Origin of the sequence: Flavobacterium humidisoli (genome assembly GCF_023272795.1) — a bacterium.
GTDB lineage: Bacteria > Bacteroidota > Bacteroidia > Flavobacteriales > Flavobacteriaceae > Flavobacterium > Flavobacterium humidisoli.
The window spans coordinates 2,511,384-2,526,932 of record NZ_CP096829.1; the positions used below are offsets into that span (position 1 = coordinate 2,511,384).

General features: G+C 35.4%; 7 protein-coding genes. 2 read left to right on the forward strand and 5 right to left on the reverse strand.

Translation table 11 applies throughout. The annotated features are described in order from the left end of the window. Nucleotides 1-2,678: 2,678 nt before the first annotated feature. From M0M44_RS11030 to M0M44_RS11040, 5 genes are all read right to left on the reverse strand, one after another. Nucleotides 2,679-3,569 carry a PorP/SprF family type IX secretion system membrane protein gene (locus M0M44_RS11030; RefSeq protein ID WP_248729797.1) on the reverse strand — a complete coding sequence of 297 codons (891 nt, stop codon included), beginning with the start codon at nt 3,567-3,569 and terminating at the stop codon, nt 2,679-2,681. A gap of 9 nt (nt 3,570-3,578) precedes the next feature. Further along, nucleotides 3,579-6,446: a thrombospondin type 3 repeat-containing protein gene (locus tag M0M44_RS11035; protein ID WP_248729798.1), complete on the reverse strand. Its 2,868-nt coding sequence runs from the start codon at nt 6,444-6,446 to the stop codon at nt 3,579-3,581. A 1,194-nt stretch (nt 6,447-7,640) separates the two neighbouring features. Next, on the reverse strand, nt 7,641-7,772 hold the full coding sequence (locus M0M44_RS23780; RefSeq protein WP_256469804.1) for a hypothetical protein: 132 nt from the start codon (nt 7,770-7,772) through the stop codon (nt 7,641-7,643). A gap of 81 nt (nt 7,773-7,853) precedes the next feature. After that, complete coding sequence (locus tag M0M44_RS23880) at nt 7,854-7,976, reverse strand: T9SS type B sorting domain-containing protein (RefSeq protein WP_420842780.1); 123 nt, start codon at nt 7,974-7,976, stop codon at nt 7,854-7,856. A 73-nt stretch (nt 7,977-8,049) separates the two neighbouring features. Continuing rightward, nucleotides 8,050-8,226 (reverse strand): hypothetical protein, encoded by a 177-nt coding sequence (locus M0M44_RS11040; RefSeq protein WP_248729799.1) that lies wholly within the window; start codon nt 8,224-8,226, stop codon nt 8,050-8,052. Between the two features lie 2,477 nt (nt 8,227-10,703). Between M0M44_RS11040 and M0M44_RS23785 the strand changes: the two genes are divergently transcribed. Continuing rightward, nucleotides 10,704-10,832, forward strand: coding sequence for a hypothetical protein (locus M0M44_RS23785; protein WP_256469805.1), 129 nt, complete (start codon nt 10,704-10,706; stop codon nt 10,830-10,832). Nucleotides 10,833-11,018: 186 nt separating this feature from the next. Then, nucleotides 11,019-15,071 carry a LamG-like jellyroll fold domain-containing protein gene (locus tag M0M44_RS11045; protein WP_248729800.1) on the forward strand — a complete coding sequence of 1,351 codons (4,053 nt, stop codon included), beginning with the start codon at nt 11,019-11,021 and terminating at the stop codon, nt 15,069-15,071. The last annotated feature ends 478 nt before the right edge of the window (nt 15,072-15,549 follow it).

Sequence of the window (15,549 nt, forward strand, 5' to 3'; positions counted from 1 at the left end):
ATATAGATTAAAGCTTTTTTTGCGGCATGCATATAAGTTTTTTTGTTTTTCCGTTCGTATCTCTTCGGACATTAATAGCGCATTCCCCTCTTAACTTACATTTGATAATTTTTTCAAACATGCAAAACTTACAAAAAAATGCAATTCGTACTCTTAATCATTATGATTACGCTTACTAAATAAGCCAACTCTTCATATTCTTTTAAATTTCATTCCATTTTTCCTGATAACATCTTTGCAGTTTTTTAAAATAACCATTCCAATAATTTCCTTTAACAAAATTCCATCAGCCATTTATGAACAATGATCAACATTCCTTACAGAAATTGAATTTTCCTAAAAAACAGCTTTAGCCTGACTGATTTTTTGTTTATATTTTATTTTTACGCTATCTGTTTACGAAAAAACTTTAAGTTTTCCTTCCCTTTTTTACACCACACCTATCATTTTATTCCTTATCAAATATTTTTTTCATTAAAAAGATATCTAAAAACACTACAGCTGAACCCAAATAAAGCAGATATTTAAAAATTCTGCCAGTTTTCAGAGAAATAGTCCATCTCAAAAATATTCTCTTCAACCAGAAAATTACTAATTTTAATTAAAAATTTCAGAGGCAAGCTCACTGGCTTCTATGGCGAACAGGTAAGAATAAAATAAATTTCCTTATCTAAGACACAAATAAAAAGCTACTTTTTTTTTCATAAAGTTCATATAAAACACTACCAAGCCGCATTTTGCTATCTTGGACAATAACAGACAGCCAATTAAAAGGAAGGTAACTTTACAATTAAGTCTGCAAATAAATGATAGAGAATATTTAAAACTTCCAAAACTAAACATTAGAGATTAATGCTGGTTTTTATCTGGACATCTTACAATATTCTAAAATATATTTGCAAAAAAAAAATAGCATAGAGAGGAAAGGTTTATATGAAAACACATTTTAACTAACTTAAATTTTAGACCTAAAACCTCCCTACACTATCGAAAACACCAAAAACAAACCTTCGAAAGGTTTAGCAAATATACTGCGGGAACATATTCATATAAAAACAAAATCAGAATACACAAGTACTGTTTTACGCTAAAAATTCAAAGTACAGGACTTGATTTGCAGCTTGACACAATAAAGTCAGTTATGCCCATAGTTAACTTCGCATATTCGAAATTGCCTTAAGTTTAATTTAAAAATTAAATATTAGCTTTAAATAATCAAAAACAATCTCGCTACATGTTCGCAATTTTAAAGCGAAAGCCTCCCAATTAAGCTGTGAAAAAAAGTATATCGCCCATTCCATAGCCTTTGCGAACCTATTGGCTTATCGGAAACGAAAATAGTATGTTAATTGTGATTTGGTATGGAAAGTTTTTTCAGGTAAGAAAAGATTAAGTCAATCGGAGAACAAAAAAAATAACGCCAAAGATTTCATTTGCTGCTATTAGTATAAATGCCCAGTTTGTTCGAATCCCATAAAGTCTACAAGACCGGACGAATGAGAAAACGACTCTTGTTGTTTTTTTTATCTCTAAAGCCTTATTTACCAAAGAAAAAAAACTAATAATAATGATTTTGTATGGATTCAAAAATATTATATTAATTTAACACAAAAAAAAACTCCTGAGTACAGAAGGGAATTTTAGGTATAAACATTTTCGTTAAAGTTATCCATCACAAATAGAAATATCTGAATATTAAAAACAAAGTTAAATTTTGTTTTTTTTCTAGACCTGAATTAGGAATTCAAAACAACACTTTAGCTAATGGTGATATTGAATAAACCGATTTTGGCAACAAAGATGCTATTACTGTAAACTGTTCCGGACTAACCAGTTTTTTCATTTTTAATAAAAATGATTCTCTATTGATGGTCATTTTAGAAGTGTATACAGCTTTGTCTTTTACCATCGGTATGTAAAATGTCTTTCTTTTTGTTTAAAATTTCGTTTACTAAGGCTTTAATAGCAGTTTTTTAAGCATCCATTAATTTTAATTTTGTTGATAATACCCCCATAATCTGATTGATAAATCCGATACATCAAATGAACTTGCAGCCACATTTGAACCAGCCCTTGCAGCGTTAGTATTGTCACCCAAATTTTGTCCATTGGTAAATGAAAGAGTTCCTAAAAGGATAGCTGTAAGAAATATAGTTTCTTTTTCATGTTTCTTTAATTTTATTCAATTAATACCTTATGAATCATATTATTATTTCTAAAACAATTACTTTACTTATAGTTCTTATATAACATACTTGTAATATAAATATTGTATAATTTTAATTGTCCAAAAGCTTAAAAGCTTCTTAAAAACATGAATATAACACAAAGCGATATCACTATGAAATTGTACTGGAAAAAGGCTAGTTCAATAGAAAATAGATGTAATTTCTCAATTGAAAATTTGGCGAAATTAATTATAACCAAATTGAAGCTTTTTTTTTTGAATAAGCATAGTTTATCAAATAATCTTGATATAAAAGCTTCAGATATAAAAAATAGTTTGAATAATCCGTTTTGGAATATCAAAGAGATCAGTATAAAAAGTTGAAAATAATGAAACTATAAAATTCAAAAGAAAAGCAGTAAATAATAACCTTGTTATTATCGAAAAAAAAGGGTTTTGAATAACTCAAAACCCTTTTTTTTCGATAGACTTATAGAATAAGCTGTTTGAACTAAAATTTGTATCTCAATAAAAGCTCATAAGTGCCTCTTGCGCTGCCCAAAGAGGGTCTGGTAATCCATTCGTAAGAATACCCTAAAAGCAGCCGTTTATTGACTGTAAAATCTGTTAAAATTCCAAAGGCTTGGTCTGTTCTATACATGGCGCCAATTTCAAACACTTCATTAATCCCAAGCATAGCATTAAAATCTGCAGAAACAGGAGCGTTGCTCACATAACGCACCATTATAGAAGGCTTTAGCGCCAATAGCGCAATGCTTGACTTTAATTCAAAATCATATCCGCCGCTTAAATACCAATGCGCTCTATCAGATGCCATTACAGCATATCCTGATTCATTGCGAACTCTCTCGGCACTAAGCATTCTGGGCACCGAAAGGGACACATAATATTTTTCGTTCTTTAAAACAAACCCTAATCCAATATTTGGGTTAAAATTGCTATAGGAGACCAAAGCAGGATCAGACTGAATATTATATGTATCTAAACCGGAAGTGTTAACACTGTAGAAGTTACCGCCGGCTTTTAACCCAAAATATAAATCCAAAGCAGGATTTAATTTCATTTTGTATGAAAAATCAATTCCAACAAAGGTTTGTTTCTCCATAAAAGTCTTATCGCTGAGAATCGAAAGGCCAATACCCGTATTTAATGCTATCGGGGTTTCAAAGGAAACACATTGGGCTAGAGGAGCATCCGGCACACCCGTCCATTGATCCCTCAGGGAACTTGCTATTGCTGTTTCTTCACCGATTGCTGCATACGCCGGATTAATGCTGTTCATATGATAGCGGTATTGTGTAAATGAAGCATCCTGCTGAGAGAAGGAAACACCACTAAATAATAGAAGTGTTCCCGTTAATATATAATTAATTTTTTTCATCGTATAAAATTATTTAGTAATAAATATCCAGCCCTTTTTAATCATAATCCCTTGTGATTTTAAGTCTACGATATAATAGTATGCACTTGATTCAGGTAATGCGCCCTTATCACTCCAGCTTCCATTCCAGTCATTTTTATAATCTTTAGAATAGAAAACCTCACTTCCCCATCTGTTAAATACGCGAACAGTTGTGCCGGGATATTTTTCTATACCATAAATGATCCATGTATCGTTGATTCCATCCCCATTAGGTGTTATAGCCTCTGAAATTAGAACATCTTCCGCATCACATGCATCTCCAATTCCGTCTCCGTCTGTATCCACCTGGCCAGAGTTTGAAACAAGCGGACAGTTGTCTGCTCCATCCAATATGCCGTCATTGTCTGAATCCGTATTCAAATCGCATGCATCTCCAATTCCGTCTCCGTCTGTATCCACCTGGCCAGAGTTTGAAACAAGCGGACAGTTGTCTGCTCCATCTAAGATTCCGTCTCCATCATCATCTGAATCACATGCATCTCCTATTGAGTCCCCGTCTGTATCCAATTGGCCAGGATTAGCAATTAAAGGACAATTGTCGACACCATCAAGGATTCCGTCTCCATCATCATCTGAATCACATACATCTCCTATTGAGTCTCCGTCTGTATCCAATTGGTCAGGATTAGCAATTAAAGGACAGTTGTCTGCACCATCAAGGATTCCATCTCCATCATCATCTGAATCACATGCATCTCCTATTGAGTCTCCGTCTGTATCCAACTGGCCAGCATTAGCAATTAAAGGACAGTTGTCTGCACCATCTGGGATTCCGTCTCCATCATCATCTGAATCACATGCATCTCCTATTGAGTCTCCGTCTGTATCCAACTGGCCAGGATTAGCAATTAAAGGACAATTGTCGACACCATCTAGGATTCCGTCTCCATCATCATCTGAATCACATGCATCTCCTATTGAATCCCCGTCAGTATCCAACTGATCAAGGTTAATCATCAATGGACAGTTGTCTGCAACATCTAGGATTCCGTCTCCATCATCATCTGAATCACATGCATCTCCTATTGAGTCTCCGTCTGTATCCAACTGGCCAGCATTAGCAATTAAAGGACAGTTGTCTGCACCATCTAGGATTCCGTCTCCATCATCATCTGAATCACATGCATCTCCTATTGAGTCTCCGTCTGTATCCAACTGGCCAGGATTAGCAATTAAAGGACAATTGTCGACACCATCTAGGATTCCGTCTCCATCATCATCTGAATCACATGCATCTCCTATTGAATCCCCGTCAGTATCCAACTGATCAAGGTTAATCATCAATGGACAGTTGTCTGCAACATCTAGGATTCCGTCATTGTCGCCATCTAGATCACAGACATCTCCCATTCCGTCTGCGTCCGTATCCAATTGGCCAGGGTTTGCAACTAAAGGACAATTATCCGTAACGTCTGGGATGCCGTCAGTGTCTGTATCTGCATCTATAACCTCAATGCTAATGATAAAAGTTTTGCTGCAGATGCTGTTTATGGCTGTCACCGTATAGGCTGTCAATGGCGCTGCCGCATTTGGCGTACCGGATATAACACCTGTTGTTGCATCCAAGACCAATCCGGCCGGCAGGGCTGGGCTCACGCTATATGATGCCGCATTGCTGCTGCTTGGCGATAATGGAGCTATTGAGCTGTTTGTTGTAAATGTATTGTCTGCCGAAGCATAGCTGACCGTTGGATTGGCGACAACAGTAACGGTTTTTTCAGCGAATGTTATATTTCCTGATGGATCCTCTATTTCCGCTCTGTATACCGAACTGCTTTGCGCATCGCCTGGCATACTGGAAACCGTATAGTCTTGAGAGGTGGCAAAACCAATCTTGCTCACGTTATTGGAGTAATAATTCGCAGTATAGACGTTTCCTGCACCATCAATGGCGATGTCCCTAGGACTAAGCCCTGTGGAGCTCAATATGGAGCTCACGCCTGAAGACGTGATTTTGGTAACGTCATTGGCGGTATAATTCGCGGTATAGACGTTTCCTGCGTTGTCAAGGGCAATGCCCCAAGGGCTACCCCCCGTGGTGCCCAGTATGGTGTTCACCCCTGAAGGGGTGATTTTGCTCACGCTATCTTCGGCAAAATTCGTCGTATAGACGTTTCCTGCGCTGTCAATGGCAATGCCCCTAGGACCAAGTCCCGTGACGCCCAATATGATGCTCACCCCTGAGGGCGTGATTTTAGTAACGTTATTGGAGCCATGATTCGCAGTATATACGTTTCCTGATGCATCAATGGCGATGCCATAAGGTTTGGTCCCTGTTGTTCCCAGTGAGTAGCTCGCCCCCAAAGGCGTAATTATAGTAACGTCATTAAAGCCATAATTTGCAGTATATATGTTTCCTGAGCTGTCAAGGGCGATGGCAACAGGTTGAGTCCCTGTGACGCCCAGGATGGTACTAACCCCTGAAGGTGTGATTTTAGTAACGTCATTAGAGCCCTCATTCGCCGTATAGACGTTTCCTGCACTGTCAAGGGCGATGGCAACAGGTTGAGTCCCTGTGACGCCCAGTATGGTACTAACCCCTGAAGGTGTGATTTTAGTAACGTTATTGGAGTCATAATTTGCAGTATAGATGTTTCCTGATGCATCAATGGCGATGCCACCAGGTTTAATCCCTGTGATGCCCAATATGGTGCTCCCTGTTTCAGTCGGCACCCCATCCTTATACCATCTCGTGTTTGGCCCAGCAGAAGAGCTTAAGGTCACGCTGCCTCCGGCGCAAAATGCCGTCGGTCCGCTTTCGGTGATAGTGATACTCTGTGCATTTATAAATTGAATAGTGCACAAGTATAACAATAAAATAAAGCATTTTTTCATAATTAGTGGTTTTTTTATTACAAAACAATGTTATAATCAATATACAAAAGATTATTTTGAAGGTTTTTTGTATTAATGCCTACTTGACCAATAGCTAAGCTGCTTATCAAAACCAGGAAGATTTGTAGAAAATATTCTTTTCATTTTAAATTATTTAATCTTTACTAATTTTGAGGAGCTATAAGCCATGAGTTATGCTTTTTTGCTGTATTTAAAAAAATGATCCAGATCCAGTATAAAGCTACTCAGGGTATAAAAACTGCTTTATCCGAAAATACAGCATACAATTGAGAAGCAAATAAAGCAGGGACAGTCATAAACCCAACGGCCTAAGGCTTCTTTGAGTTATTGTTTAACATTTTCTTTCAAATTTATTTTCTCAAACAAATAAAACAAAGCATTTGGCCTGTCAAAAAGTACCTAAAACTCTATTTTCAAGACAAAACATGACCAAAAACATTTTAAAACTTATTTACACCATCTAAACAAAAGTTTCGTTCTTTAAATTAAGGCCTTAAAGCCCCCAGAAGGGCACTAAATAGCTTCCTTATCTTAATTGAAGCTGTTTTTTAGACCAAAAAAAGCTCCGAACAGGATTAAAATATCCATCCTAAACGTTTTTATTTTAAAAAACTAAGGAGAAGAGGAAATTTTACTTTTCGATTCGGCTAGCTGTAAAAAAGAAACAGGTAAAGCATTTACAATTTCGCACTTAAAACCTTCTTGGGATGATATTTTAGCTATGCACAAGATTTATCCTTAAGAATTTTATATACAGATAGTTATGTTTGAAATAAATATAATACATATAGTATTGTTAAAGTCAGAACTAAACTATTAATTCTATTGATATTGACTGCCAAAAATTGAAATCATAAACTTCACTGTAGATTAAATATGACTTTAAGCAAGTCATAATTAAAATGTGTTACAATTTAATAATTTCTTTGGTACTAATTTTTTTTTAAATCACTCATAAAGTGGTTCGAGAATTGTCCCGTTGGGGTTGTCTTTTAATTAATAGCCCAAAAAATTACAGCTCCTTAATTCCGAACTTCTCACTAATATTCACTCCGAAAATTTCATCATTAAAGCGTTGAATGTTTATGACTTCATGTTCACAATCTAAATCATTAAATAAAGCCACTTCATTTACCTAGTCGTTTATGGTTTTATGATCTGTAAAAAAAAATATTAAATTGCGTTAGAAGATGCTTTTTTCGTTTTAAAATCATGGATATCATTGTCAAGTAAATCATGGAGTGTTTGTCTTTTGCTTTCTTCTAAAGTTTCAGTTGCAATACGCTGTAAAGTTCTTTCTGTCAAAAACAGTTTAGCCAGTCTCTCTAAGACATCGAATAATGTTAATTGATTATAAAAAAAATGTTAGAACATTTGTCTCTCTTTTCAGGGTAAAATATCCCTTAGAAAACTCCTGCCATCTTCTACTTTAATAGAATGCCAATAATCTTCTGTAGGTATTTCTTGTCCAATATATGTGCCATTCCAATCTTCACTCATGGGATTGATTTCCTTAAGCGGTTTCCATAACGATCAAAGAATTGAATTGTATTTTTTGGCATTAAAACAGAATTGATTTCTTTTAAATTCTATCTGTAGTTCGATACGTCCCTATTAGAAGTAAATGTGGAATTCCTAAAACAGCAGCTTCTTTTGTAACAAGGCAGCCATTAAGGTCTTTTGTATAAATGGTATGAATTCCTGATGGAACATTTTGAAAAACATTGCTATTTTTATAATCTCCAGATTGATTATACAAAGAAATTGTTATTAGTTCCGATTTTATAGATTCCTTTTTTATTGACTATAAGATCGTACTTATTTCTAAAAATAATTAGGTTCCCATCCAATGTCCAGATATAGGTATAATTTGATTTTCGAGTTTCATCTATATATGCCCACCTTGATTGTATTGGTAAAAGCTGGCAAATCACTGCATGCCAATCGATCTCTTGCTAATTGAATAGTTTGGAACAGAATTAACTTTTAACGGAATAATTGTAGTTGTGGTGCAATTTTGATTTATTGGATTGATAGCTTTCACTTTTACATCTTGTATTGCTGTTATAGATGGCTTGGGTAGTGGGCTTACTAAAATATTGCCATTTGCATTTAATATTTTAGGGGCTTATCTGTTTGGCTTCCCGGAATATTATATTGAAAAGCAATAGTATCAAAAAAGTATTTTCCGTCTTGTAATACGGGGTCAATTTCATCATCACAAAAAGTGGTCAGCGAATCAGGAATTGAAAAGCCTGCAGTAAACGATTTACAGCAAATTCAACTGTTGCGCCATAAGAACAAACTGATGCGGTATTTTAGATGTGTGATTTTGGATTATAGTACGATTCAGTGCTGGTTTTATAAGCTTGCATCTTTGCTTTAGTCAAAGAGGAGGAAGAAAAGATCATAGTTTTGGGCAAGCTGGAGATTGGACGAAACCGTCATCAAAGTAAAAGGCATTTAGTGTTATTTATATAGGGAGCAGATAAATCAGACAATACGGTTGACTTATTTTGACGGGAAAAAGACAGAGTATGAGTGCTGAGTCTTTTCTAATTAAAGCAATTGTTAATAAGGCCGGCCAATAGTAATAAAACATTGATAAAAGCGGTTCTAATACTGCAGCAATTAAAGTTTATGACAGGCGCTCTTTCTCAAAGGTTATGATTAGGCGGTGCAGATATATTAACAATATTGTATAACAGGGCTATCGTTTCATCACGTAAAGCATCCAAAAAGGATTAGGCTTTAAAAATTTTGAATCGGCCAAAAGAATATTGGGGGAATTTTAATTGTACATAAGCTAGGAAAGAATCAAATGTTTGGACCAGAGATGCCTATTTTCAAATCATTCAGTAAATTGTCGGACTAACTTTTGAATTGCTTAAGGTTTTATATTTAATCCTGACAGATTCGGGAGAACCAAATTTAGAGCATATATTAAATATTTCAGTACAAACTATGCGTGTTTTTTAATTTAAGGTTAGTAATATCTATTGAAGAAGGTAGTTGGCTGTAAAAAAGTGGTTTATGAATATCTGTTTAGTTGTGCTTCACGGATTAATGAAAAATAAAAGTGGATATGTTGCATCTGTTTTTTAGCTACTTCCATTTATTTGAATTCAATTCTTTCAAATTTTATTATTCAATTAAAATATAAAAGTACTGTCGAAGAATCTAATCTAGATCAGATCACAGTATTATTTGAATTTGATTGAGTAGCTTATATTGATGCCTCTATTTTTTCCAATCATAAAGATTTTTTTAGTCTTCTTATATTAAAATTTAGAATTATCGGGTACTTGTTTTTTTTGATATTTTTTTCTTCATTTTTCCGTAATGTTAATTTTGCATTTCTAATTTTAAAACCAAAATCTAACAAGAAAAGGATTACTATGTTTATTTAGCCTATTGCGGAAGTGTGTTAGGTTATTTTTCAACTAAATTGTATAACAGCCTTACTCTAAATTGACTGAGCTGAGCAGAAAACGAAATTAGAAGCTTAAGGTAACGATAAGTTGGTTCAATTAGATCAGTCCAAACCTTCTATTGCTATCAAAGCAATGGAAAGCCTAAATAGATTGGTAGATATTAATTTGGCTGATATTTTTTAACGAAAAAACGATAACCAGATTGAAGACATTAGTAATCTTACTTTTGTTTAGGGAATTCATACTTGGAATAAAGTTGGACAAAAATGGAAAAAACAGCTTCAACAACTGAATTGAAATTTGTTTTTTCCTGCAAAAAGAATCTCAAACTGCAAAGACCAAAACATTTTCTTCAAAAGCTGTTGCTTCTGATAAAAAGTTGAAATCGAAGACAGTTATGATTGGGAATCTGATTCTTTATGCCATTAGAAAAAGAAAAACAGTTTCAGGAGAATTGACTAAATAGGAGTAATTATCCGATGGAATTGAAATGCAAAGGGGCAGGACAAAACTAAAAGTATTGTAATGTATAGATGATATTTTTCTTGGACCTTATACAAATCCTGTCTATTTCATCGAGATTGGCCTGATTAATAGGAATTAGAAGGTTGGAGACTTTCTGAAAAGAAAACCAACCTAATTTAAGTAAAAAACATTAGACAAACCAGTTGCAGTGTACACCAAATCGGAATAGTTCTTTGGTTTTGAGGTAAATTAAAACGTTAAAGATATGCCCCATTAAAAGCTGTACTTGATGTTAACCAGTATATAGAAAAATCATTAACCAGCAAAAAGCAATATTATGAAAAAACAACTCTGCCCGGTAAATGCAGGACTATTAACCAAACAAAAAAAAGAAAGCAATATTCTTTTTTTTTCTATTTATTTAATACCTCCTCTTTTTGAGATACTTAAAACTCTACTTGGATAGAGAGGGCCTGTAATTTTTCTTTCGACCTGATAAGATAGTACTATATTCAAAAGCCAGAAGGCTCAAAAAGCCTTCGCGGAAAGTTTACGTCTATAAACTAGGATAATTTTGAAAAGAATTAGTGGCCAAACATGATGTTAAAAAATAAATATTTGAAAGTAATGAATACTAAAAAAAATTTAAATTATGAAAAAAATAATACTAATTTGTTTGCTTTTAGCAATGAATTTATCCAATGCTCAAAAAGAAGAAGATGAAAAGGAAGATATAAAATACGAATTAAAACACAAAAGCCAAGATTGGTTTACAGGAATGAGACCAGGAGCGAATTATTTTAAAATCAAGGAAAAATTTGACGCCTATTTTGGAAACCACAGGTGGGAGGAGAGTAAATCACGGGAGATAGGTGAATCTTGGATAAAAGAAAATATCTTTTATTTGGATAAGGAGGGGTTTGTACAATCCCGTCCTCCATTTGATGCATCTAGATCCAATATTGGAACCAATAACGTCTTTTCTGGAACAACAACCAAAACTATTGGTAGCTGGAGTTTGCTTGGACCGGTAAACAGTGCCACTACAACGTATTCCGGCAGAGGAAATCATGGGGGCTATGTATATCTCAACAGAATAGATCCTACCAATCCCCAAAAAATGTTTGCTTCATTTGCTACTGGTGGATTATGGGTGACTGGTGATGGAGGAGCAAGTTGGACGTTAACGGATTCCAATTTTCCTGATGAAGCCTATAGAGATATTGATGTTTGCACAGGAAGCCCAAATACGGTGTATGCTTTGAGTAGTAAACAACTCCTAAAATCTACAGACGGTGGATTAAACTGGACTGCTACAACATTAACAAGCGCAACTTATGAAGGAACTGCCTATGATATTGCAGTGTCTGCATCAAACCCAAATATAGTTGTTGCAAGATGGGGTGATAAAATATACAGAACTAATGATGGAGGGACAGTTTGGACAGTTATAGTTAGTGGTTTGCCTGATTATTATATAGTTGGAGATTGTTCTGCAAATAGCGAAATGCTGGATTGGAGCACAACAAATGCCGCTACAGTTTATTTTATCAGTACAACAAACAATAAAATATCGACTATTTACCGTTCTACTGATTCGGGACTGACTTTTACTGTTTTGTCAACTATAACTTTAGATCCTACCGCAAATGGGCAGGTAATAGGTTGGGCCAAGCTGCTGCTTCCTTCCAATAATGCGGCTTCCATTTACGTTGCAATTGGTACGGGGGCGGATTCCTATGGTCATCATGCGGTATCATTATACAAACTAAATGCAGCTACTGGTGCAGAAGAATTAAAACGCATTAATATGATTACGGGCACTTTTCCAAATGAGGTACATCATGGTGATATTTCAATGGACAGAACCAATGAGAACAAGTTGGTTTTTGGATCATACAGCCATCAGAAAAATTGGTTTTCGGTAAATAATGGGGCTTCATTTACAGAAGCCGCAACAGGTATGCATTCAGACCTTCGATCCCTGGATATGGTAAACAACAGGGTCATGATCGGTACAGATGGAGAGTCTGTATTGTCTTTGGATGGAGGAAGTACCAATACAACGATAACAAACAGTATCAGCAATCATGAATTATGGGGGTTTGGTTCGGCTTTTAAAACCAATCTTGTAGCGGGAGGAGCCAATCATGGGCCAGTAATGATAAAAGAGGCGGGTAATGGATTCATATGGTATAATGGGACAGGAGCTGATCAGGGGAATACCGATGTGAATCCACTGGATGACAGGTATATTTATAGTCAGGGATACAGCAATTACAGGTATTTTAGAACAGGAATCCATGCTTTGATAAACGAGTCCAATTTTCTGGATTTAGGAGGTGTTTATTCTTATTTCAATTCAATTGAGTTCCATCCGAATTATTATTACTCCATGATCACACACCATGCTGGACAGCAGCCAGTAGGAAATCCAAATCTTGCCACTTGGAAAAATTCGCTTATAAAAACCGAGGATAACGGCAATAGTATCGCTATAGTCAAAACATTTGATAGTGATGTTTTTAGAGAAAAAATATGCATGACCGACCCGAAATATATGTATGTTATTGAGGGATTGAGTAACAATAAGCTTTGGAGAACTTCAGATGCGGGGATAACATGGACTAACATAACACCATCTCTGGAGGCTAGTGGTAATATGACCAATATGTCTGATATCGCCGTTAGCGATGTGGACCCAAACCAGGTCTGGATTACTTACAGCGGTGTGCAATTAGTATGTAAGGTGTTAAAAACCAGTAATGCTTTGACAGGAACTCCTTCGTGGACTAATCTTACCCAGCCTGTTTTGACAATGAATCCCAATACGAAAATTATTTTTCAAAGAGGTTCAGATGGCGGGGTATATGTAGGCAATAAAAGCGGTATTTATTACAGAAATAATACCATGGCTAATTGGGTTATGCTTGGGAACGGATTACCACAAACAGATGTTCGATTTATGTTTATAAATTATAATGAAAACAAGTTAAAAATTGGGACATCAAGAGGTGCCTTTGAGAATAATTTATTTGAAATATCTCCACCTAAAGCTCAGATTTCTGCCAGTACAAGTAAAGTAACCTGTTCTCAATTGGAGAAAGTGCAGTTTAAAGATTATTCGACGGTTCGTAATGCAGGTGCCACCTGGTCATGGAGTTTTCCTGGGGGAACACCGGCAACATCAACGCTTGAAAACCCTGAAGTTTCCTATGCCAATGCGCCTAATGGTAAATACAACGCCACACTTACAGTAACAGATGCTTACGGAACCGATACCCAAACCATCATGGGAATTGTTGAGGTCTTGAATCAATGCGGAACCTCGACAGTAGAAACCATTCCGGGAAAGGCTGCAAATTTAAAAGGGGCAACAGGGCAGGATTATCTGAATGTTTCAAATCTAAACCTTAGTAATAATGCTTTAACTTTTTCTTGTTGGATAAAACCAAACGGAATTCAAACCGATTATAGTGCTATTTTTATGGCTCAAAATTCTCCAAATGCCTTTGGTATTAACTTTTTAAATGGAAATAATACCATTGGGTTTCATCCCAATTGGAGTTGGAATTCTGGCCTAATTGCCCCTGCAAACCAATGGTCTCATGTTGCATTGGTTAGCAACGGTACTAGTGTTACTATTTACGTTAATGGTGTAGCGAGCAGTGTTGCAGGAACCATTACAGCAGAAACCATAACAAATGTGTTTTTAGGAACCTATGGCAGAGGCTACAATAATCGTGTTGCTAATTTTCAAATAGATGAGGTTTGCTTCTGGAACAGGGCTTTATCAACAGAAGAAATAAGAAAATGGAGGCACTTAACAAAAAGCAATGCGGGAGATTCTATCCTAACAGGATTAGTAGCCTATTATCAGTTTAATGAAGACTTAGGCTCAATATCTATGAATAAGGTAGGGAGTGGTTATTTATCCTATTGCGGATCTACTTTTAGTCATGATATTTCTACAGCTCCAGTATTTGGCGGAGTGAGTGAGAAAATTAACGTTACATCCAGTGGAGTGAAAAACTTTTCTGCAACAGGATTGTCTATGACCTTCACAGATTTCAAAGTTCCTAATGGAGATGTTTGGGTTTCTAAATCGTCAGTCAATCCGGATACATTACCAGATGATTTGTTAAATTTTAAAACGTATTGGGCTGTAGATAATTATGGTGTCAACCAAATATTTACTAATTTATCAGAATTAAAATTTACTGATAATGCGTTGAATACTTCATCATCAATAGCTAGCACGTATAAATTATATAAAAGGAATGTTAACGATTTTGGTGCGAGTTGGGGAGCGGCTTTGGATACTGGCGATTCAAGAACCGGAACCGGAAGCAGTGCCGCAATAGCATTTTCAACAGGACTTACTTTGACCTCTCTGGGACAGATGGCACTGAGTCAAAATGCTTCAGACAGCACACTTTCGTTAGAACAAAATGAAATTAAAACTAACGATAAGCCGTTGGTATATCCGAATCCTTTAAAAAGCAATACGCCCCTAAAAATATCGGTATCTGCAGAATGGGAAAATTCGACAATTTTTCTATACAATAGCCTTGGAGAATTAGCGGTAAATGCTACATTGAAAGAAGGTCTAAATGAGCTTTTGATTAATGCGCCTAAAGGTGTTTACTATTTGAAAATTGTTAACCAAAATGATACTTTTAGTGCAAAACTCCTTATGGAATAATATTGTTTTGGCTGCTTGAACGGACCCCATCATATTTATTTATGATGGGGTCTGTTTTTGAGTTAAGTTCAAGTAAACTTGGTTTTTATCATGAAAAGACAGATAAGCTTCATTGACGCAAAAGGGGGCAATAAGCAAAGAATGGGATATTTAGGGTAGCGGAAAAACGTAAGCTTCTGCCTTCAAAACCATTTTTGTTCTCTTAGTAGGTAAATAAATAGAAGTTTATAGGGCACGCTAGATGAAATAAACTGATAGCTGATTTTATCACTTTATCTTTATGAGTATAGATAATTGAAGCCTTCAAAATGAAAAACACTCGATTGGCGGAGAAAAAACACACTTTAATTTAGAGATAGATGCTTATTATAAAGAAAGTTGCTTTAAGTAGTTGAAAAGACTTTGTTCGTTTTTTTCTAATAGACTAATTTAAATCATGGTCTAGTACTGAAAAAATCATCTAGAAGTTTATAAAAAA